The sequence below is a fragment of the Marinomonas sp. AWM4_232 genome (genome assembly GCF_056158325.1).
Map to the genome: position 1 here is coordinate 2,977,551 of NZ_JBSWTA010000001.1, position 22,649 is coordinate 3,000,199.

Below are 22,649 nucleotides of genomic sequence, written 5' to 3' on the forward strand. Positions count from 1 at the left end.
CCCTTTTATAAATGATCTAGTCGGTTACACGAACACGACGAGAAACTTTTTCTTGGCCTGCTTGTTCAGCAGCAATACGTTTCTTCTCTTTCTCATCGTAGTAGTTCTTGATAGCAATCAGCAACCCCAGCCCGATAAACGCGCCTGGGGGTAAGATGGCAAACAACACATTTGGATAATCACTGAAAATCGTCAGCTTCCAGCTGGTTGCCATATCACCAAATAACAAATGCATATCAGAGAATAGAGTCCCCTGACCAATCAGCTCACGCATACCGCCAAGTAACATTAATACGATAGTAAAGCCCGCGCCCATGTATAAACCATCGGCTATTGAAGGTAATAAAGGGTTACGACTGGCAAACGCGTCGGCACGTCCTAGAATCGCACAGTTGGTTACGATCAATGGGATAAAGATACCTAGAATCTGGTAAAGCTCGTAAGTGTAAGCCTGCATGATTAACTCGATGCAGGTGGTGAACGAGGCGATAATCATAACGAAAGCAGGTAAGCGTACCGCTTCCGAAACATAGTTACGAATCAGAGAAACAACCATGTTAGAGCCAAGCAATACAACGGTTGTTGCCAGACCTAAGCCAATGGCATTGACCACAGTGCTGGTAACCGCCAGCAATGGGCAAAGGCCGAGAAGCTGAACCAAGGCTGGGTTATTTTTCCAAATGCCGTTGTAAAGGATTTCACGGTAATCTGGGCCCGTTGGTGCAGGGTTCTCAACGGGAGTATCTGGGGCTAAAGAGTCTTGAGCGCTCATAATCGATCCTAACGCGACAACAACGCGTCTTTGTTCTCATTAAAATAAAGTAACGTATTTTTCACCGCACGAACAACCGCTCGTGGCGTGATGGTGGCGCCTGTAAACTGGTCGAATTCACCACCATCTTTTTTCACGTTCCATTGCTTTAAGCTTGTATTCTCAAGGGACTTGCCGCTGAACGATAATATCCATTTGGATTTTTGTAAGTCCACTTTATCGCCAAGTCCAGGGGTTTCTTTATGGCTAATAACTCGAGAGCCAGTAACGACACCGTTACGATCCACTGCCACGAGTAGATCAAGGTTGCCGTTGTAGCCACCTGGCGCAACGGTCTCGAAAATGATTGCGCTGACTTGCCCATCTTTGCGTGCAATAAAGGCTTGCACCGGTTCCGTGGAACCTAGTAATGGGTCTGCATCGAGCATGACATTCGCTTCAGCAAGGTTATTATCATAACGATCAGCCGGCAGGATCTCGTTAAACGCAGATAGCTGGGCTTGCACAATATTGTCTTCGATGGTGTGTTCGGTCAGCTGGTGTGTCACCGCAATGAGGCCCGCAGTCATGACTGCGAAGATGCCTAAGCCGATACTGTTTTTACGAATAGAGTGTATGATATTCATTATTTCTCACCCCCAATCGTTAGGCCTTTCTTGGCTTTCTTATGACCGTAGGCGCGAGGCTGTGTGTAGTAGTCAATCAATGGCGCAGCAAAGTTCAAAAGCAGCACACCGAATGCGACACCGTCAGGGTAGCCGCCCCAAGTACGAATCACGTATACCAAAATACCAATACCAGCACCGTATACCAATTTACCACGGTTACTGGTGCAAGAGCTCACTGGGTCAGTGGCAATAAAGAATGCACCCAGCATCGCTGCGCCAGAGGTTAGGTGAAAGACTGGTGATGCTGCATTGCTAGGGTCAATGATATAGAAAAGACCAGAGATCAGCGCCAGAGATGCCAACATCGCTACAGGCGTATGCCAAGTGATGATACGCAGAGCAATCAGGGCTAAACCACCAACAAGGTAAGCTAAGTTGACAAACATCCAGCTAGATAGATTGGCGTCTTGGAGGCCTGGAACGCTGGCAAAGGCTTCACTCGACATCAACCCTTCTTTGTGTTTGAAGGCATCCAGTGGCGTTGCCATAGTGTAGGAATCGACCGTTGGCAGTGTGCCAAAGATCGCCGCTAAGCTGTCGCCAAAGCTTGGTGTCGCGCCTGCTTGGATTAAGTCTGATGCTCCAATCCACTGGGTCATCGGCACAGGAAAAGACACAAGACAGATCGCATAACCGACCATCGCTGGGTTAAATGGGTTGTTGCCCAAGCCACCGTAGACTTGTTTTGCGAAAATCACTGAAAAGGCAACGGCAGTCACGGTTAGCCACCAAGGTACAGTGGGTGGTAACGCGAGTGCTAGGAGTACCGCAGTCAATAATGCACTGTAGTCCTTTAAGAAGAAACCAATCGGGCGATTACGCAGCTTTAGAATAAGCGCTTCGCTGAGCAACGCTGTAATCCCTGCGATCACAAGATTGATAAGGGTGCCATAACCAAAAAGCCATGTTTGTACCAAAAGACCTGGTACAGTGGCCAATATCACCATTTGCATGACCCAGGATGTACGTTGGCCTGCACGATGTGTATGTGGCGAGGTGATACGCAATAATGCCATTTAACGATTCTCTTGCGTGTTAGTTAACTGTTCTAGTTTCGCTTCTTCTTCCTGCTGCTTTTGTTCGGCAGCGGAAAGTTCCTGTTGCAAAGATTCTGCAGAAGGATCCGCGTCTAGTTGACGTTTAAGTTTATTGACCTGTGCTTTTGCCAGTGCAGCCGCTACTCTTTGTTTCTTGAGACGCTCTTTAAATTCCGCATCGTCACTGCCATTACTGTTCGCTTGAGCGGGTTTATTTGCGACTTGACCACCGTTTTGTAGTGCTTGTTCAAGTTCTTCCGCACGCGCTTTCGCTTTGCTGACTTGCTGCTCAAGACTGTCTTGGTCTTCAGAGCCGAGTTCAACAGCCTTGGCTAACGCTTTTTCGGCTTTTTTAACCGCTGCTTTTGCGATGGCTGCATCGATTTTTAGCTTGCGAAGCGCATCCTCATCCACTGCAGGCTCTGCATTGTCAGCCGGAGCTGAATTGGCAGCAGGTGCTGCCGTCGGTGCTTCAAGCGCTGCTAAGCGTGCTTCGGCGTCTTTTAGGTTCTTTTCAAACTCAACCACTTTGCCTTGCAGTTCACTGTTTTGCTCGTCTTCGGCTAACTGCTTTTGCAGTTTCTTCAGCTTGGTGCTGGCAAGGGCAACGTCGACTTTGGCCTTTTTGTACTCATCAGACATAGCAGGCTTTGCGGCCGGCGTGGCTTGAGCTGCTGGTGCAGTATCTAGACCGGCAAGTCGAGCTTCTGCTTCTTTAAGGGACTGTTCGAAGTCAGCCGCTTTGGCTTTTAACTCTGCGTTGTCAGGATCTTCTGTCAGCTGTTTCTGAACCTTTTTCAGTTTAGTGCTGGCGAGGGCAACATCGACCTTAGCTTTTTTGTACTCATCAGACATGGCTGGTTTCGCTGCTGGAGCGGCCGCTGCTGGAGCTGAATCAAGCTTGGCAAAGCGTGCTTCCGCTTCTTTCAGATCTTTTTCAAAGCCTTCTACCTTGGCTTTGATCTCAGCATTGTCAGGGTCTTCGGCCAATTGCTTCTGGGCTTTCTTAAGCTTGGTACTGGCCAGCGCCACATCGACTTTGGCTTTCTTGGCTTCATCGCTGAGTGCCGGTTTCGCGGTTGCCACAGGCGCTGCTTTGGCATTGCCGCCAAGCTTGTCGAACTTTTCTTCTGCTGCTTTCAAATCAGCTGCAAAGCCTGCAACTTTGTCTTTCAGCTCTTGGTTATCTGGGTCTTCCGCTAACTGTTTCTGAGCTTTTTTCAGCTTGGTGCTGGCCAATGCTACATCGACTTTGGCTTTCTTCGCTTCGTCACTTAGCGCTGGTGCCGCAGGCTTGCTAGCAGCGGGTGCTGGCGCAGCGGCAACTTTGGCTTCGAGATCCGCAATATCTTTCTTCACAGCATCGACTTGCAGTTGCAAGGCTGAGATTTCTTCCGTGTGCTCTTTTTCTTGAGCTTCTAGCAGTGCTTTTTCCAGCTTCTTCAATTTAGCTTTGGTAATGGCTAAATCTACTTTGGCTTTTTTCGCTGCATCGTCTGCAACTGGCGCTGCGGCAGCTGCCGCTTTCTCAGGCGCTGGCTTCGCTGGCTTTTTAGCCGCAGGTTTTGCCGCGCCTTGACGTGCTAAACGCTTCGCTTCTTTTTCAGCAGCTTCTGCTTCGTGACGTGCTTTACGTGCTTCAAAGCGTTGTTTAGCAATGTCTGACTTCACTGCAGCTTCGCGGGCATCACGAATTTCGGCTTTGGTATGACGGTAGTATTGAACTAGAGGAATGCTACTAGGGCAAACGTATGAACAGGCGCCACACTCGATACAATCGAATAGATTATAGTGCTCAGCTTTCTCGTGTTCTTGGCTCTTTGAGAACCAAAGTAATTGCTGAGGCAACAGACTTGCAGGGCAGGCTTGTTCACACATGCCGCATCGAATACAAGCTTGCTCAGGGTTTGGTGGTGGCAATTCTTTCTTGGTCGCCGCGAGTACACAGTTCGTGGTTTTTACCACCGGAACGTTCGCAGAATCGAGCGTAAAGCCCATCATGGGGCCACCCATGACTAAGCGACTGAGTTTCTTGTCCTCAATGTCCGCATAATCAAGTAAATGATCAATCGGCGTACCCAATAGCACTTCAACGTTTTGCGGTGCTTTTAGCGCATCTCCCGTTAAGGTTGTAAAGCGAGAAATCAGTGGGCGTCCGAATTGAATGGCTTCGTATACGCTGACACAGGTACCGACGTTTTGACACAAAATGCCAATATCCGCGGGGTATTGACCACTTGGGACTTCTTTATCAGTCAGCAGTTTAATTAACTGCTTCTCGCCTCCGGAAGGGTACTTGGTGGGCACGACTGCGACTTGAATGCTGCTCTGGCGTTCACGAATGACCTGTTGCAGAGCAGCGATCGCTGTAGGCTTGTTATCTTCAATACCGATGACGACATTGTCTGCTTCCACAAGGTGTTGCAGGATCTCAATACCTAAGATCAATTCAAGCGTCTTTTCACGGATCAACATGTCATCAGCGGTGATGTATGGCTCACATTCCGCTGCGTTGATAATGAAGTGTGTCAATGGGTGCTTATGTGCACCTTGAAGCTTAACGTGGGTAGGGAAGCCTGCGCCCCCCATACCAATGATGCCTTTTTCTGCTAAGAAGGCTAACACGTCCGTTTTACTGACGGATTGCCAATCATTTAACGGCTCAAGCTCTGTCCACTCATCTGCGTTATCAGGCGTTAGAATGATACAGATATCGCTTAAGCCCGATGGGTGTGCGACAGGACGTGACTCAATGGCTTGGATCGTTCCAGACGTCGGCGCGTGTAAAAAGCTCGACAGGAAGCCGTTGTTAATCGCAATTGCTTGGCCTTTTTTAACATGAGTACCTACTTCAACCAGTGGGCGAGAGGCTTGACCAATGTGTTGACCTAACGGCAGAACAAGTTCTTTGGGTAAGCTTGGCTTACCCAAAGGTAGTTGTAGTGATTGCACTTTGTTTTCAGGTGGGTGAATACCGCCATGAAAAGAAAAGATCTGTGGAGATTGCATTAGTGCAGTACCTCCGTTTGTCGATCAGTGGCAATAATTTGTGCGGATTGAACGCCTACACCTTGAGGCTTATCCCATGACCAAGTGCGTGATGTCACTCCAACTTCTACCATATCAATACAATCTACTGGACAAGGCTCAACACAAAGGTCACAGCCGGTACATTCGTCAGAAATGACGGTATGCATTTGTTTTGCGGCCCCTAAAATCGCGTCAATAGGACAGGCCTGAATACACTTAGTACAACCGATACATTCATCCTCACGGATGACGGCCACTTTTTTGACTGGCTCTTCGGCCTCGCCTCCCTCAAGCGGGATTGCTTCAACGTCTAAAAGGTCAGCAAGAGCCTGGACTGTGGCTTGGCCGCCAGGAGGGCAGCGGTTGATGGCTTCACCATTGGAAATAGCTTCCGCATATGGACGACAGCCTGGGTGGCCACATTGGCCACATTGAGTTTGTGGCAAAATCGCATCAATTTGATCAACAATAGGATCACCTTCGACGTGAAAGCGAACGTTGGCATAACCCAAGATCGCGCCAAAAACGAGGGCGAGAGCGACTAGGATTCCGATAGCAAGTAATACTGTAAACATATTAGGCTCCTAGATTTGCACCAGACCAGTGAAGCCCATGAACGCCAAAGCCATTAGACCTGCTGTGATCATACCAATGGCTGAGCCTTTAAAAACCACTGGCACATCTGCCACGTTGATGCGTTCACGCATGGCTGAGAACAGAACCAAAACGAATGAGAAGCCGACCGCTGCACCAAATCCATAGAGGATTGATTCTACAAAGTCATTTTGCTTAGACGTGTTTTGCAGTGCGACACCCAGCACGGCACAGTTTGTTGTAATCAAAGGCAAGAAAATACCTAAGACACGGTATAGAAGAGGGCTGGTTTTATGGACCACCATCTCAGTGAATTGCACCACAACCGCGATAACCAAAATGAAGGAAATCGTTTTTAAGTACTCTAAGCCAAACGGCTTCAGAATGAATTCGAACGTTAGGTAACTACATAAGCTCGAAAGTGTCAGTACGAATGTGGTTGCCATGGCCATACCAATGGATGTTTCCAGCTTGCTAGAAACGCCCATGAACGGGCAGAGGCCAAGGAATTGTACCAATACGAAATTGTTTACCAGTATGGTACTGACGAGTATTAAGAGATATTCAGTCATCTCGTGTCCAATCACTACAGTGGTGTCTAAAAGTAAAAAAGAACTGCTGACGAAACAGCATCAGCCAAGCGTAACTATACCAAGCTGCTTATAACTAACAAGACTAAAGCGCTGTGCATTTTAGTTTATTTTAGAATATGGATAGCACGTCACAACCATAAACTTTACTAATGCTTTGTCAAAACAACGCCGCCTACATGACGTAGGCGGCGTTGCATGTACTGCGATGAGTTAGCCTTACATAACGCGTTGGCCAGGCTTCGCTCCATCATTTGGTTCAAGCAGATAAATTTCTTCACCGCCAGGACCTGCTGCCAATACCATGCCTTCTGATAAGCCAAATTTCATTTTACGTGGCGCTAAGTTAGCAACCATGACCGTTAGTTTGCCTTCTAAATCTTCTGGTTTGTAAGCAGACTTAATGCCTGAGAAGACAGTGCGAGTTTCGCCACCTAAGTCTAAGGTTAGCTTTAATAGCTTGTTGGCTTTTTCAACGTGTTCAGCTTTGGCGATTTTCGCGATGCGTAAGTCAACTTTTGCAAATTCGTCAAAGTTGATTTCTGCCGCGATTGGCTCTTTGCTTAACTCTGTTTCTTCAGCAGCAGCTTGCTCTTTCGCTTGTGCTTCGGCTTCCGCCTCGGCTTTACCCTCTTCGATCATAGCTTCGATCTGTGGTGCTTCAATGCGAGCCATCAATGCTTTGAACTTGTTGACTGATTTACCAAACAACAATTCGCCACGGTTGTCCCAAGTCAGTTCTTTGTTTAAGAAAGTTTCGGCATCAGCCACCATATTTGGCATCACTGGCTTCAAGTACGTTGCTAAGATGGCAAATAGGTTCAGTGACACAGAACAGATTTCCTGTACTTGTGGCAAAGTTTCTTCGTTTTTAGCTTTCACCCATGGCTCTTCATCCGCGATGTAGGTGTTGGCGATGTCTGCAAGGCGCATGATTTCACGCATTGCTTTACCGTATTCACGTGTTTCGTAAAGCTCAGCGATTAGATCACCTGCGTCAACGAACTCTTGAATCATGCTTTCTTGTGCAGGGGCTGCTTGCAGTTGACCATCAAACTTCTTGTTGATGAAGCTTGCAGTACGGCTGGCAATGTTTACCACTTTGCCGACCACGTCAGAGTTTACGCGCTGTACGAAGTCACCTAGGTTCAAATCGATATCATCGACACGAGAGTTTAGCTTCGCAGCGAAGTAGTAGCGTAAATACTGAGGATCCAGGTGGTTTAGGTACGTACGTGCCTTAATAAAGGTGCCACGAGACTTAGACATTTTCTCACCGTCCACTGTTACGTAGCCGTGTGCATTGACAGCTGTTGGTGTACGGTAACCTGCACAATCCAGCATCGCAGGCCAGAATAGGGCGTGGAAGTTGATAATGTCTTTACCGATGAAGTGATAAAGCTCTGCTTTAGAGTCTTTGTTCCAGTATTCGTCGAATTCTAGGCCTTCTGCGCGGTCACACAGGTTTTTAAAGCTAGCCATGTAGCCGATTGGTGCATCCAACCAAACGTAGAAGTACTTACCTGGTGCATCAGGAATTTCGAAACCGAAGTAAGGTGCATCGCGGCTGATGTCCCACTCTTGTAGGCCAGAGTCTAGCCACTCTGCTAATTTGTTAGCGACTTGGTCTTGTAACGTACCACTGCGTGTCCACTCTTGTAGGAACTCTTGGAATTCTGGCAGTTTAAAGAAGTAGTGATCAGAAGACTTCTCAACCGGTGTCGCGCCAGAGTAAACCGAGCGTGGGTTGATCATCTCCATCGGTGTGTAGGTTGCAGAACACACTTCACAGTTGTCGCCGTACTGGTCTTCAGCTTTACACTTAGGGCAAGTGCCCTTAATGAAACGATCCGCTAGGAACATTTCTTTTTCTGGGTCATAGGCCTGAGTAATCGAGCGAACTGAAATCTTGCCGTTATCGCGCAATGCTTTGTAGATCGACTCAGACAGCTCACGGTTCTCTGGAGAGTGCGTCGAGTAGTAGTTATCGTAGCCAATGCCGAAGTCGTTAAAGTCAGCCATGTGTTCTTGGCGAACGCCATCGATCAGTTGTTCTGACGTGATGCCGTTTTGCTCGGCTTTAAGCATGATGGCAGTACCGTGTGCATCGTCAGCACATACCGCTGTACAAAGGTTGCCACGTAGCTTTTGGAAGCGAACCCAAATATCCGTTTGAATGTGCTCCAGCATGTGACCTAAGTGAATAGAGCCGTTGGCGTAGGGAAGGGCACTGGTAACTAGAATTTTACGTTGCGGTTGAGCCATTATGATTAAGCCTGCTGGATTGTAATTTTAACGAATAAACGACGCCTCAAACTGAATGAAGATAGGTGAGGCGGATTGTCTCTTATAATCTGAACGCGACATTATAAGTGGACGCAGATAACGTGCAAGCTTAAGGCTTGCTTTTCCGCATTTTGCCCCTATAAATGGGCGCAATTACATTGAATTTTTGATCTGATGCGATGTGCATCAGGTGTGAGGAGAAGTTATGTCTACCAACTCATCTCAACCTGTCGGGCTTGAGGGCGTCAAAAATATTATCGCTGTCGCTTCTGGCAAAGGCGGTGTAGGTAAATCTACCACGACGGTTAACTTAGCATTAGCCATGGCCAAACTGGGCCATAAAGTGGGCATTTTAGATGCGGATATTTATGGTCCAAGCCAAGGCTTGTTACTTGGCTTTGATGCGCAAACGCGCCCGCAAGTTCGTGATGAAAAATACTTTGTGCCCCCAGTTGCCCATGGCATAAAAGTCATGTCTATGGCGTTTCTAACGACCAGTGAAACACCGATGGCATGGCGTGGACCGATGGCAACGGGTGCCTTAATGCAGATTCTGACGCAAACAGACTGGCAAGAATTGGATTACTTGTTTGTTGACATGCCGCCAGGCACAGGTGATATCCAGTTGACCATGTCGCAGAAAGTGCCAGTGACGGGATCCGTGATTGTGACGACGCCACAGGACATTGCTCTGTTAGATGCTCGTCGTGGTATCGAGATGTTCCGCAAGGTGAATATTCCTGTGTTGGGTGTTGTGGAAAACATGTCGACGCATATTTGTTCAAATTGCGGCCATGCAGAAGCGATCTTTGGCGAGGAAGGCGGGAAGCAGCTAGCAGAAGAATATGGCGTATCTGAGCTGGGTAAACTGCCATTGAGCCTTTCGATTCGAAAATTGGCGGATTCTGGGGCGCCAACAGTGTTAAGTGAGCCGGATTCGGACGAAGCGGCTATTTATCTGTCGATTGCTGAAAAGGTTGGTGCTACTCTTGCGTCCCGTTCTGAACAGTTCACTATGCCTGAGATTGGCATGAGCGATGATTGAGGTACCCCATGCGACTGTGTGACCGTGACATTATCCAAGCTTTAGATGATGGTGTCATTTCGATTGAACCGCGCCCTGATAACGCTGTTATCAGTGGTGTTTCTTGTGATTTGCGCCTAGGCAATTCATTTCGCGTCTTTCAGGGGCATCCTGCGCCGTATTTAGACCTAAGTGGCCCGAAGGAAGACTTGAATGCCGCGATTGAATCCGTCATGAGTGAAGAGATTGTCGTTGAAGAAGACAAGCCGTTTTTCATTCATCCAGGAGAGTTGGTGCTAGGTGTCACACTTGAGTCGGTGACGTTGCCTGACAACTTGGTCGGCTGGTTAGATGGTCGTTCTTCGCTGGCGCGTCTTGGTCTGATGGTTCACGTGACAGCCCATCGTATTGATCCAGGTTGGAGTGGTGCGATTGTGTTGGAGTTTTTGAATGGCGGTAAGTTACCGATTGCGTTGCGCCCAGGTATGACCATCGGCGCGATCAACTTCGAAACCATGTCTGGATCAGCGGACCGACCTTACAACAAGCGCGATAATGCTAAGTATCGTGGTCAGAGTTCTGCGGTAGGCAGTCGTATTAGTGGAGACCAATAAACACAGGTTTTTCACTTTCATAACATAAAGTGCAAGAAAAGAAGAGGGTGTCGTTATCGTGCTGTTTTTAGGCGTTTATCGACATCATCTTTCGTGGTTTGAGCGCTACCTTCTCGGGTGCGATAAAAACAATAAAACCACACTTGTTACAGGAGTACTTTATGTCTCAATCCTCCAACCGCGGCGTCGTCTACAAAGGCCCAGGAAAAGTCGCAGTCGAGTCCATCCCATTCCCAGAACTCGCTCTGGGCGATCGTAAATGTAATCACGGCGTCATTCTAAAAGTTCTTACCACCAATATTTGTGGCAGTGATCAGCACATGGTGCGTGGTCGTACCACCGCGCCTGAAGGTCTGGTATTAGGCCATGAAATCACGGGGATCATCCTTGAGAAAGGCGATGATGTTGAATTCCTAGAAGTTGGTGACATCGTATCGGTGCCGTTCAACATTGCTTGTGGTCGCTGCCGTAACTGTAAGGCAGGGATGACGGGGATTTGTCTTAATGTGAACCCTGCACGTCCAGGGGCGGCTTACGGCTACGTTGATATGGGCGGCTGGGTTGGAGGTCAATCTGACTATGTGATGGTGCCATACGCAGACTTTAACTTGCTTAAATTCCCTGACAAAGACCAAGCTAAAGAGAAAATTGCTGACCTGACATTACTATCAGATATCTTTCCAACAGGTTTCCACGGCTGTGTCACAGCAGGGGTGGGTCCAGGCTCTACCGTTTACATCGCAGGCGCAGGTCCAGTTGGTCTAGCGGCAGCGGTTTCTGCTCAGCTTCTTGGGGCTGCATGTGTCATCGTTGGTGACATGATTGAAGATCGTTTAGCGCAAGCTCGTAGTTTCGGCTGTGAAACCATTGATTTGCGCCAAGAAGGCGATATGGAAGACAAGCTAGAAGTCATTCTAGGTGAGCGTGAAGTTGATTGTTTTGTCGATTGTGTCGGCTTTGAAGCGCACGGTTGTGGTTGTAACTCGCACAAAGAAGCGCCAGCTACGGTGTTAAACTCGGCGATGCAAATTACACGGGCGGGCGGCCAGATTGGTATCCCAGGTTTGTATGTGACGGATGACCCAGGTGCTGAAGATGAAGCGGCGAAAGTGGGCGCGTTAAGTATGCGCTTTGGTTTAGGCTGGGCTAAATCGCACTCCTTCCATACGGGGCAATGTCCAGTAATGAAATACCATCGCTCTCTAATGCAGGCGATTTTGTTTGATAAAGTAAAAATTGCCGACGCGGTTAACGTACAGATGATCACGTTAGATCAAGCGCCACAAGGTTACGCTGATTTTGATGGCGGAGCGGCGAAGAAATTTGTTATGGACCCTCATGGTGAGTTTGTTGCCTAGCTGATAGCGCTTGCAATGAAGTGAAATGCCACGTCAGTTCGATGAGCTGACGTGGCATTTTTGTCTTAGGCGATAAAAATCTTTTGCTACTATTGAAACATCGGTCAGGCATCGCTATGTAGCCGTAATGTTGTTTTGAAAAAGGAACAGTGCATGAATGTAGTGAATGGTTTTAATGCAGAATACCAAGACGAAGAGATAACCCTAGAGGATGTTGAGCGACTGGAAGGCGATGTCTTACTGGAGTTTGGTACCCCATGGTGTGGCTATTGTAAGAAAGCTCAGCCCCTATTGTCTGAGGTAATGGATGATTTCTTGGATGTGCAGCATGTTAAGGTTGTGGATGGTAAGGGGAAGCGTCTTGGCCGACATTATCAGGTCAAGCTTTGGCCAACCCTAATCGCCTTGCAAGATGGCAAAGAGGTTGGGCGAGTTGTACGCCCCGATTCCGAAGAAGAGATTCGAAAATTATTAGACGTTTAGTACGTCAAACATGAGTAAAACATGCGATTTCTAGGCATTAAAGTAAATGTAATAACCGGCTTTTTAGGTGCTGGTAAGACGACCGTTATAAAAAATTTGTTAGCCGGTGTGCCTCAGCATGAAAAGTGGGCGGTATTGGTAAATGAATTCGGAGAAGTGGGCATAGATGGAGACTTGCTGAAACAAGATGGGGTTGCCATTAAGCAAGTGCCAGGGGGCTGTTTATGCTGTGTGACCTCGGCTGCGTTTTCAGTCGGTTTAAACGAGTTAATCAAACAAGCCCAACCAGATCGTATTATCATTGAGCCAACAGGTATTGGGCACCCTCATCAAATTGTCGAACAGTTAAGTGCGGATCATTATCGTGATGTATTGGACATCCGTGGCACGGTCTGTTTGATGGATGCGCGTAATCTCTCCGATCCGCGTTACTTAGGCCATCCGGCATTTTTTGATCAAATAGATGATGCAGACGTTTTGATCGGCAGCAAAGCAGATTTGTACGATGATTCTCAAGAGCAGCGCTTTTTGGATTTTGCTAAGCAGTTCGCCGCGTCGAAATCCGTCATTGCATTAAGTTCAAATGGGCAATTTGATCCGGCTTGGCTTGATCTCCCGCGAGCAAGTCATAACTCTCACCACGACCACGACCACGACCACGACCACGACCACGACCACGACCACGACCACGACCACGACCGCGACCACGCCAAGGTATTCCAGAGTCAGCCTGTAGCAGGAGTGACTTGCTACCTAAAACGAGAACAGGGAATGGCGAGTGTAGGTTGGATTGCAGAATCAAGCTGGTCAATCGATGATGAGCGATTTGAACAGTTTCTTGCCCTGATAAAAACGTTGCCAAATTTTTGGCGCTTCAAAGGTGTATTACGTCTAGAAAGTCAGTTTGAGTTAATTAATGTTACGCAAGGAGAGAGTCGTAGATCTCCGCAAAATGACGGTCTAGAGTCGAGATTTGAGTGCATTTTCGAAGACGATGATAACTTTGAAGAAAATCTACTAGAGCTTCAAAAGCTCTTATTTTAGTTCATTCATTGCACGCCAAATTAGCTCTTTGAATGTTGTTTTAAGTCATCTATGGCGCGTTTTGTTATTCAACTTGCTTTGAAATGTTATTGAGGGAAAAGCGCTTTTCGACAACGCTTAATGCATGTTGTTGAACAAACTTTCCGCATAAAAATAATATCGAGGTGAGTGTCATGCCTGACTACAAAGCGCCCATACGCGACCTAAAATTTATTACTGATGAAGTGCTTGGGATCCATCAGCACTATGCCTCTCTAGCGGGAGCCGAAGAGGCCACTCCAGACATGGTGGATGCCATTGTTGAGGAAGGCGCGAAATTCGCAGAACGTGTCTTAGCACCTTTGAATCAAATCGGTGATCAGCAGGGATGTCATTTCGACAACGGTGTTGTCACAACCCCAGAAGGCTTTAAAGAAGCTTATCAACAGTACGTCGAAAGCGGCTGGCCATCTTTATCTCATCACACAGACGTTGGCGGTCAAGGCTTGCCAGAGTCTCTAGGGATGATGGTGACAGAGTTTGTCGCAACCGCTAACTGGGCTTGGAGTATGTACCCTGGGCTAAGTCATGGGGCGATGAATACGCTTGAACTGCACGGCACTGACGAGCAAAAACAATCCTACCTTACCAAACTGGTTACCGGTGAATGGACAGGCACCATGTGTCTGACTGAGCCTCATTGTGGTACTGATCTTGGGATGCTGAAGACGAAAGCGACACCTAACGATGATGGTAGCTACAGTCTGTCAGGTACCAAGATCTTCATTTCAGCTGGTGAACACGATATGGCAGAAAATATTGTCCACATCGTATTGGCCCGTCTGCCAGATGCGCCTGCTGGCACAAAAGGAATTTCGCTATTCATTGTGCCAAAATTCAATGTCACTGAGTCGGGTGAGGTGGGGGAGCGCAATGCTGTGCATTGTGGTTCGATTGAACACAAGATGGGGATCCACGGTAATGCGACCTGTGTCATGAACTTTGATGGCGCCAAAGGTTTCTTAATTGGGCCGCCAAACAAAGGTCTAAACTGTATGTTTACCTTTATGAATACCGCTCGTCTAGGAACAGCGTTACAAGGTTTGGCGCATACAGAGTGGGCTTATCAAAATTCATTGGCTTATGCCAAAGATCGTCTTCAAATGCGCTCGCTGTCTGGTCCAAAAGCGCCAGATAAAGCGGCTGATCCAATTATTGTTCACCCTGATGTGCGTCGTATGCTACTCACTCAAAAAGCCTTTGCTGAGGGCGGTCGAGCGATGATTCATTATTGTTCGATGCTAGTGGATAAGGTGAAAGCAGGTAGCGATGCTGAGAAAGAAGAAGCGGAAACGCTACTGTCTTTACTGACACCCATTGCGAAAGCATTCTTGACGGAAACAGGCTTCGAATCCGCAAACCAAGGTCTGCAAGTTTTCGGTGGACATGGCTACATCGCTGATTGGGGGATGGAGCAAAACGTTCGAGATTGTCGAATTTCCATGCTGTATGAAGGTACGACAGGTATCCAAGCGCTTGATTTGTTAGGTCGTAAAGTGCTGATGACTCAAGGTGCAACGCTCAAGGCCTTCACTAAAATCATCCACAAATTCTGTAAAGCGAATGACGATAAAGCGCTCAAACATCTCGTTAAGCCACTCGCGGCCTTGAACAAAGAGTGGGGCGATCTCACCCTTAAAGTGGGGATGAAAGCTATGAAAAACCGCGAAGAGGTGGGTGCAGCATCAGTCGATTACTGTATGTACTCAGGTTATGTCACGTTAGCTTACTTCTGGGCACGTATGGCACAAGTAGCGCAGCAAAAGCTTGCCGAAGGTACTACGGAAGAGGCTTTTTACAAAGCGAAATTACAAACAGCGAACTTCTATTTTGATCGTATTTTGCCGCGAACCAAAGCGCACGCAGAGATGATTCTTGCAGGGTCAGATAGCTTGATGTCGATGGACGAAGAGCAGTTCTTTTTACGCTAATTAAGCGGAGGTAATGTTTATGAGTAATGCAAAAGATATTTTCGATACCATGCTAACGCGCTTTGATCAGAGCGCAGCTTCTGAAATGGATGCTATATTTCAATTTGAGCTAGACGATGCTGATCCTTACTTTGTCACCATTGCTGATGGTACGGCAACGTTAGAGCAGGGTGAGCATGATGATGCGACGGTAACCTTGGGTATGGATACGGATACCTTGTCAGAGGTGATGTCCGGTGAGCTTGATGGTATGCAAGCTTTCATGCAAGGGAAAATTCGGGCGGACGGTGATATTATGTTAGCAACCAAGTTGACTGAAATATTTCCTACCCCGTGATGAACTTTGCCACCTGCATGGCATCACATTGATTAAGTGAATTTTATGTCTCCATATAACGACAATAACGGAGAAGCTTTATGCTGAACGACGATATAGCAAAAAACCAAGATTTGGAGCCAGGTAGCTATATCCCTGAAGAATTAAACCCTAGAAGGTTTGAATCGGTAGTGGATGTACTAGCTGATGCCAGTAAGCGTTATACGAACTCGCCTGCTTTTACTAGCGTTGGTTGTACCATAACTTATGGTGATTTAAAGCAGAAAGCTGATGCGTTTACGGCTTATTTGCAGCGGCACACAGACTTAAAGCCTGGTGATCGTATTGCGGTTCAGTTACCAAATGTTGTTCAGTTCCCCGTTGTCGTTTTTGGTGCCATGCAAGCTGGCTTGATTGTGGTAAACACCAACCCGCTCTACACACCGAAAGAGTTAGAACATCAGTTCAATGATGCGGGTGTGAAAGCAGTGGTAGTGTTTGCCAACATGGCTGCAAATGTTGAAAAGATTATTGCTAAAACTCAGATCTCCCATGTGTTGATTACTGAGATCGCCGACTTTCACCGACCGGTGAAGCGGCTTTTAATCAACTCAATCGTCAAGCACGTGAAAAAAATGGTGCCGACTTATAGTTTGCCCCAATCTATCTCTTTGAATGATGCGCTTGCTTTAGGAGCTAAAAGCCGTCCTGATATCATGACGCTAAAACGTACCGATCTTGCTGTGCTGCAATACACCGGGGGCACGACAGGTGTTGCCAAAGGGGCAATGCTTACCCACGCCAACTTGATTGCCAACATGCATCAATTGAAAAACCGCTTAGATCATTTGTTGGAGGAAGGCAGCGAAACCTTCATTGCGCCACTACCCTTGTATCATATTTATGCCTTCTTAATTCACGCCATGACATTGGTGGAATATGGGGCCCACACTATCCTTATTCCAAACCCAAGAGATTTGCCAAACTTTGTCAAAGAGCTCAATAAATGGAAGTTCACAGGATTTATTGGTTTGAACACCCTGTTCGCGGGCCTTTGTAACCGCGAAGATTTTGCAAAAGTGGACTTCTCGTCATTAAAGCTTACGGCATCAGGTGGAATGCCTCTTACACATGCCGCTGCAGATCGTTGGAAAAGTGTTACAGGCTGCACGGTATCGGAAGGCTATGGCTTAACCGAAACCTCTCCTGTCGTGGCATTTAACCCGATTGGGAAAGAGCAAATTGGTACCATCGGGTTGGCCGTTGATTGCACAGATATTCGTATCATTGATGACAATGGAAACGACGTTGTGCCTGGCGAGCCTGGTATGCTGTGTGTAAAAGGACCACAGGTGATGAAAGGATACTGGCACCGTGAGCAAGCCACTCAGGATGTTATGACTCCAGATGGGTTCTTGATCACTGGAGATGTTGCCACGCAACAAGATGATGGCTATTTAAGCATTGTTGACCGAGCCAAAGACTTGATTATCGTGTCTGGATTTAATGTCTATCCAACCGAAGTTGAGGATGTCATTACTCAGCACCCTGACGTACTAGAAGCTGCGGCTATCGGTGTTGAGGACGATAAAACCGGTGAGGCGGTGAAGGCTTTTTTAGTGTTGAAAGACGGTGCGCAGATGGATGAAAAAGCTATGCACGCTTTCTGTAAGGAAAACCTTGCGGCGTATAAGGTTCCTAAACAATACGAAGTTCGCAAAGAATTGCCAAAGACCAATGTTGGTAAGATTCTGCGTCGAGCGTTGAGAGAGCCGGAGCACTAAGGAGTGTCCCTATGACAGAGGCTATTCAAGAATCCGTTAGTAATGGTGTTCAGGTTGTCTTGTTAAATCGCCCTGATAAGAAGAATGCCATCACTGTCGATATGTATCAGGCAATGAGCGATGTGCTTCATCAAGCCGATTTGCGCGATGAGGTTAAGGTCACTGTATTTGCGGGTGCCGGACCTGACTTCTCGGCTGGCAACGATATCAATGACTTTGTTGAAATTGCTCGCTCTCCTGAGAAAATGGCGTCTGTCATGTCCTTTTTGCAAGCGTTAACCTCTTACAAAAAGCCCCTTATTGGCTGCGTGGAAGGTTGGGCGGTTGGTGTTGGTGCGACTATGATGCTGCATTGCGATATGGTGTTTGCGGCCAAGAATACTCAATTTGTCTTTCCATTCGTGCAGCTTGGTCTTGTGCCAGAAGCCGCATCGAGCTTTCTTCTTCCAAAGATAGTGGGGCATCAGAGAGCCTTTGAGATGCTGATGTTTGGCGAGCCAATTAACGCCGAAACGGCTTACCAGTGGGGAATGGTTAACCATCTTTGTGAGCCGAAAGAGTCTCTGGAGTTGGCAAACCTGTATGCTCAGAAGCTGTGTCAGTTACCAACAGAGGCTGTGCTCTTATCCAAAGATTTGCTCAAGTGTCGTGCTATGGATGATATCCAAATGGCGCTGATGCGCGAGGGAAGGATTTTTAAAGATCGACTAGTGTCTGATGAAGCCCAGCAGCAGTTTTATAAGTTTTTAAAAAAAGAGAGTTAAAAACTGGCCGTTTTACATAACTTAACTATATTTAATTATACACCTTAGAGTGTATATGATTATGAACTTCAACGACTGGTTTCGCCGACCTAATTTACGCCCTAGTAAGCATGACTTATTAGGGCGTTTTTGTATCTGAAGAAGCGGGAAACGTCAGAGCTTGCCATAAAATGTCATTAAACAGAGTCTTTTTTGTTATTGAGGAAAGACGCTATCGTTCTAAGCTTAAAGGACATGAATTCACGATTGTTTTCGTGACTCAAAAAACGCTCTAAGGCCATAAAAATAAGAGGTGGAGGCGATTATGAAGTTCGAAGGAAACACGCTTCGAGTGCAGACCAATGAGGTTGGCATTGCGACCCTGATATTGGATTTGAAGGATAGTTCTGTCAATAAATTTGGCTCACAGGCGCTAGCAGAGCTTGCTCAAGCAGTTGAGCTGTTACAGCAAGATTCATCGGTTAAAGGCTTGCTAATTAGCAGCGCAAAAGATGCCTTTGTAGTCGGGGCTGATATTACCGAATTCATGGGGTGGTTCCAGCTTGAAGAGGACGCTCTGGCACAAAAGCTACGTGATGCCCACAATATTTTTACTTCCTTATCTAACCTACCTTTTCCTACTGTTGCCGCCGTTAATGGCTTGGCGCTAGGCGGTGGTTTTGAGCTTTGTTTGGCATGTGATTACCGTGTGATGGCAGATTCCGCGAAAGTCGGGTTACCTGAAACACAGCTTGGTATTTATCCTGGTTGGGGCGGTACAGTCCGTTTACCGCGTCTCATTGGTGTGGACAACGCCTGTGAGTGGATTTGTGGTGGTCAGCAGAAACGCAGTGCTGACGCAATGAAAGACGGGGCAGTGGATGCTGTGGTCGCCGCAGCGAATGTGGTTTCATCAGCAGAACATTTATTGCAGCAAGTGCTGGATGGAAAGCTGGATTATCAAGCTCGCCGTGAGCGCCTTCAAGCGGCAATGGAATTTTCCCCTATCGAAAAAATGATGATCTTTGAGTCTGTTCGTGCCGTGGTCGGTGCAAAAGCAGGCCGACATTACCCTGCGCCGATGGAAGCCATTAAGTCGGTTGAGAAGGGGGTTTTCCAAACGATCGATAAAGCCATCGAAACTGAGATCAAAGGTTTCGTGAAAATGGCGAAATCTCCTGTTGCTCGTTCCTTAGTCGGTCTATTTTTGAACGATCAGCTGGTTAAAAAGACGGCTTCTAAATACACCAAAGGGGTTGAGCCTGTTAGCCATGCTGCTGTGTTGGGCGCGGGTATCATGGGGGGCGGAATCGCTTACCAGTCTGCTTCCAAAGGGACACCAATTGTCATGAAAGACATTCGCCAAGAGGCGCTTGATCTTGGTATGAATGAAGCGAGTAAACTGTTTGGTAAGCAGGTCGAGCGCGGCAAACTAAGCAGTGAAAAAGCCATGCAGGGTCTTGGTAAGATTACCCCTGTTTTAAGCTACGGCGAGGTGTCTGCTGTTGACCTAGTGGTCGAAGCGGTAGTGGAAAACCCAAAAATCAAACAGTCGGTATTAGCGGAAACGGAAGCGCAGCTCAAAGAAGGCGCTATCCTGGCTTCTAATACTTCAACTATTTCTATCACACACTTGGCTGAAGCTCTGAAGCATCCAGAAAATTTCTGTGGTATGCACTTCTTTAACCCGGTTCACCGTATGCCACTAGTAGAGGTGATTCGCGGGGAGAAAACTTCTGAAGCAACCATCGCTAAGACTGTTGCTTATGCTCAAGCGTTAGGTAAAACGCCGATCGTGGTGAATGACTGCCCTGGATTCCTAGTCAACCGTGTGCTGTTCCCATATTTCGCAGGCTTCTCTGCACTGTTGAAAGACGGGGCGGATTATCAAGCGGTTGATAAGGTGATGGAGCGCTTTGGTTGGCCGATGGGGCCTGCTTACTTACTTGATGTCGTAGGCATTGATACAGCGTATCACGCGGATCAAGTGATGGCAGATGGTTTCCCAGATCGTATGGGACATGATGGTGAGAATGCGATTGATCGCTTCTATGCTTTAAAACGTTTCGGGCAGAAATCCGGCAGCGGTTTTTATCAATACGAAGCAGACCGCAAAGGTAAACCAAAGAAGTTAGCCTCGGCTGAGGCACAAGAGTTGATTCAGTCGCTACATGGTGAGCATCAAACATTCGCAGATGAAGAAATCATTGCGCGTATGATGATTCCTCTTTGTATCGAAACCGCACGTTGCTTAGAAGAAAACATTGTCGCTTCAGCGGCGGAAGCGGATATGGGATTGGTGTATGGCATTGGTTTCCCTCCATACCTTGGTGGCGCTTTGCATTACATGGATCAAATGGGATTGGCAGCATTTTGTGAAATGGCTGACCGTTTTAAACACCTTGGTAAGTTGTATGAGCCAACGCAAGCAATGCGTGCTATGGCTGCCGAACAACGTACTTACCATCAATACTAATCCCAATTGGACAATAGGAGTTTCGAGATGAAATTAAATCCAAATGATGCAGTGATCGTCGATGCGGTGCGTTCTCCAATGGGGAAATCAAAAAATGGTGCCTTTCGACATGTGCGATCTGAAAATTTATCCGCTGAGCTAGTCAAAGCACTACTAGCTCGACACCCTGAAGTGTCACCAGCAAGTATTGAAGATCTGATCTGGGGTTGTGTAAACCAAACCCTTGAGCAAGGTTTCAACATGGCGCGTGCAGTGGCCTTGTTATCAGGTATGCCGGTTACCACAGCGGCTCAAACTGTTAACCGTTTATGTGGTTCTTCTATGTCTGCGATTCATACGGCTGCTCAGGCTATCATGTGTGGGCAAGGCGATACCTTTGTCGTTGGTGGTGTAGAGCACATGGGGCATGTGCCGATGATGCATGGTGTCGATGTGAACCCTGAGCTGTCTAAGCATATGGCCAAAGCTTCCATGATGATGGGGGTGACCGCAGAAATGTTGGGGAAAATGCATGGGGTTTCTCGTGCCGCGCAAGATGAGTTTGCAGTTCGTTCTCATCAAAGAGCCCATGACGCGACCATCAATGGTCGATTTACAGCAGAGATTGTGCCGATTGAAGGTCATGATAGCGACGGTAACAAAACACTTATTGAAGTAGACGAGGTTATCCGCCCAGACACTTCGCTCGAAGGTTTAGCGAATTTGCCAACGGTCTTTATGCCAAAAGGAGGTACAGTGACAGCAGGTTCATCGTCAGCCTTGTCTGATGGTGCGTCTGCCATGTTGATGATGTCGGCAGCACGTGCTCAGGAGCTAGGTTTAACACCTATTGCACGAGTGAAAAGCATGGCAGTTGCTGGGTGTGATCCGGCGATTATGGGCTACGGACCAGTGCCTGCCACGAAAAAAGCATTTAAGCGTGCCGGTTTGTCGATCGATGATATTGGCTTAGTAGAAGTCAATGAGGCGTTTGCAGCACAATCGATTCCAGTTCTAAAAGACTTGAAACTGCTGGATAAGATGGATGATAAAGTGAACTTAAATGGTGGTGCGATTGCACTTGGTCACCCTCTGGGTTGTTCTGGTGCGCGAATTTCCACCACATTATTGCATCAAATGCAGACGAAAGATGTTCAATTTGGTCTTGCAACCATGTGTATCGGCATGGGGCAGGGAATTGCGACCATATTTGAGCGCGTCTAAACCCAAAAACCAGCAGGCATATAGCTTGCTGGTTTCTATTTCCCGTCAGTCTAGCTGATATGGTATTTTTCCTTTAATGCTTGCTGATTGGATTTGTGCTCCTTTTTTAACTGCGCAAGAACGCACCTCGCATTAAATTTAGCTTGATGCGAGGTCAGTGAATCTGAGCTGGTAGTCATCGAAACCAGTTTCAAAGAAGCCTCATAATCGTCCAAAGCCTTATCGACCTTATCTTGGTATTTTTCCTCCAAGGCATTTAACTCTTTGTAGTAACCATCAAAGGCATTAGAAATATTTGCTTTGTAAGAGATTAAATGTAAACGAGGTGAGTCTAGGGACGTCTTAGTCGTTAAGTCTTGAGACGCTTTTAAAATGATGGCTTTGTTCTGCTCTTCACCACTTCGAGCCAGGTTTGCGATTGATGAAGACGATGTAATGCGATTCGATTGCTCTTCAGCGTTAGCAGGCGTTTGTGCTAAAGATAAAACCAGCAAAGAAGACAGGGATCCTAAATGCTTCTTTTTAATGACGATTTTCATTGTGCTGACCTCAATTTTTAATCTCATTTGAGAGTAATTCAGACACTAAAGTCTTCGCAATAGATGGATTAATGGTTGCACAGTGTTTTGCACTTTTAGACGCATGCTTGTTGGTTTC

The 22,649-nt window shown here is 47.1% G+C and carries 19 protein-coding genes; 11 read left to right on the plus strand and 8 right to left on the minus strand.

From position 1 onward, the window contains the following. Window positions 1-16 precede the first annotated feature (16 nt). The 7 genes from ACXAC1_RS14105 to metG form a co-directional block, all read right to left on the minus strand. Window positions 17-772, minus strand: coding sequence for an electron transport complex subunit E (locus ACXAC1_RS14105; protein ID WP_133563894.1), 756 nt, complete (start codon window positions 770-772; stop codon window positions 17-19). An 8-nt stretch (window positions 773-780) separates the two neighbouring features. Then, entirely contained in the window at window positions 781-1,398 is a 618-nt protein-coding gene (gene rsxG / locus ACXAC1_RS14110) for an electron transport complex subunit RsxG (protein ID WP_475062243.1), read from the minus strand. Further along, window positions 1,398-2,456, minus strand: coding sequence for an electron transport complex subunit RsxD (gene rsxD, locus ACXAC1_RS14115; RefSeq protein ID WP_475062244.1), 1,059 nt, complete (start codon window positions 2,454-2,456; stop codon window positions 1,398-1,400). The genes rsxG and rsxD overlap by 1 nt, the downstream gene beginning before the upstream one ends. Next, window positions 2,457-5,486, minus strand: coding sequence for an electron transport complex subunit RsxC (gene rsxC, locus ACXAC1_RS14120; RefSeq protein ID WP_475062246.1), 3,030 nt, complete (start codon window positions 5,484-5,486; stop codon window positions 2,457-2,459). Next, window positions 5,486-6,082: an electron transport complex subunit RsxB gene (rsxB, locus tag ACXAC1_RS14125; protein ID WP_133563902.1), complete on the minus strand. Its 597-nt coding sequence runs from the start codon at window positions 6,080-6,082 to the stop codon at window positions 5,486-5,488. Before rsxB ends, rsxC begins: the two co-directional genes overlap by 1 nt. 9 nt (window positions 6,083-6,091) lie before the next feature. Beyond that, entirely contained in the window at window positions 6,092-6,673 is a 582-nt protein-coding gene (rsxA, locus tag ACXAC1_RS14130) for an electron transport complex subunit RsxA (RefSeq protein ID WP_133563904.1), read from the minus strand. A 237-nt stretch (window positions 6,674-6,910) separates the two neighbouring features. Then, window positions 6,911-8,956 carry a methionine--tRNA ligase gene (metG, locus tag ACXAC1_RS14135; protein WP_475062247.1) on the minus strand — a complete coding sequence of 682 codons (2,046 nt, stop codon included), beginning with the start codon at window positions 8,954-8,956 and terminating at the stop codon, window positions 6,911-6,913. A 226-nt stretch (window positions 8,957-9,182) separates the two neighbouring features. Here metG and apbC point away from each other — a divergent pair, with 226 nt between their 5' ends. From apbC to fadA, 11 genes are all read left to right on the plus strand, one after another. Beyond that, window positions 9,183-10,022, plus strand: coding sequence for an iron-sulfur cluster carrier protein ApbC (apbC, locus tag ACXAC1_RS14140; protein WP_228191952.1), 840 nt, complete (start codon window positions 9,183-9,185; stop codon window positions 10,020-10,022). Between the two features lie 8 nt (window positions 10,023-10,030). After that, window positions 10,031-10,615 (plus strand): dCTP deaminase, encoded by a 585-nt coding sequence (dcd, locus tag ACXAC1_RS14145; protein ID WP_475062249.1) that lies wholly within the window; start codon window positions 10,031-10,033, stop codon window positions 10,613-10,615. A gap of 161 nt (window positions 10,616-10,776) precedes the next feature. Further along, window positions 10,777-11,973 (plus strand): formaldehyde dehydrogenase, glutathione-independent, encoded by a 1,197-nt coding sequence (gene fdhA / locus ACXAC1_RS14150; protein ID WP_199461689.1) that lies wholly within the window; start codon window positions 10,777-10,779, stop codon window positions 11,971-11,973. A 153-nt stretch (window positions 11,974-12,126) separates the two neighbouring features. Beyond that, window positions 12,127-12,456 carry a thioredoxin family protein gene (locus ACXAC1_RS14155; protein WP_133563912.1) on the plus strand — a complete coding sequence of 110 codons (330 nt, stop codon included), beginning with the start codon at window positions 12,127-12,129 and terminating at the stop codon, window positions 12,454-12,456. A gap of 21 nt (window positions 12,457-12,477) precedes the next feature. Then, window positions 12,478-13,500 (plus strand): CobW family GTP-binding protein, encoded by a 1,023-nt coding sequence (locus tag ACXAC1_RS14160; protein ID WP_475062250.1) that lies wholly within the window; start codon window positions 12,478-12,480, stop codon window positions 13,498-13,500. Between the two features lie 173 nt (window positions 13,501-13,673). Then, complete coding sequence (locus tag ACXAC1_RS14165) at window positions 13,674-15,470, plus strand: acyl-CoA dehydrogenase C-terminal domain-containing protein (protein ID WP_133563916.1); 1,797 nt, start codon at window positions 13,674-13,676, stop codon at window positions 15,468-15,470. A 19-nt stretch (window positions 15,471-15,489) separates the two neighbouring features. Next, window positions 15,490-15,807, plus strand: coding sequence for an SCP2 sterol-binding domain-containing protein (locus tag ACXAC1_RS14170; RefSeq protein WP_475062251.1), 318 nt, complete (start codon window positions 15,490-15,492; stop codon window positions 15,805-15,807). A gap of 80 nt (window positions 15,808-15,887) precedes the next feature. Next, window positions 15,888-17,570, plus strand: a complete 1,683-nt coding sequence (locus ACXAC1_RS14175) for an AMP-binding protein (RefSeq protein ID WP_475062252.1) — start codon at window positions 15,888-15,890, stop codon at window positions 17,568-17,570. Window positions 17,571-17,581: 11 nt separating this feature from the next. After that, window positions 17,582-18,334, plus strand: coding sequence for an enoyl-CoA hydratase-related protein (locus tag ACXAC1_RS14180; protein WP_475062253.1), 753 nt, complete (start codon window positions 17,582-17,584; stop codon window positions 18,332-18,334). 304 nt (window positions 18,335-18,638) lie between these two features. Continuing rightward, window positions 18,639-20,789, plus strand: a complete 2,151-nt coding sequence (gene fadB, locus ACXAC1_RS14185; protein ID WP_475062255.1) for a fatty acid oxidation complex subunit alpha FadB — start codon at window positions 18,639-18,641, stop codon at window positions 20,787-20,789. A 27-nt stretch (window positions 20,790-20,816) separates the two neighbouring features. Next, window positions 20,817-21,992, plus strand: a complete 1,176-nt coding sequence (gene fadA / locus ACXAC1_RS14190; RefSeq protein WP_475062256.1) for an acetyl-CoA C-acyltransferase FadA — start codon at window positions 20,817-20,819, stop codon at window positions 21,990-21,992. Window positions 21,993-22,042: 50 nt separating this feature from the next. Here the strand turns inward: fadA and ACXAC1_RS14195 are convergent, their stop codons facing one another. Then, window positions 22,043-22,531: a hypothetical protein gene (locus ACXAC1_RS14195; protein WP_475062257.1), complete on the minus strand. Its 489-nt coding sequence runs from the start codon at window positions 22,529-22,531 to the stop codon at window positions 22,043-22,045. Window positions 22,532-22,649 lie beyond the last annotated feature (118 nt).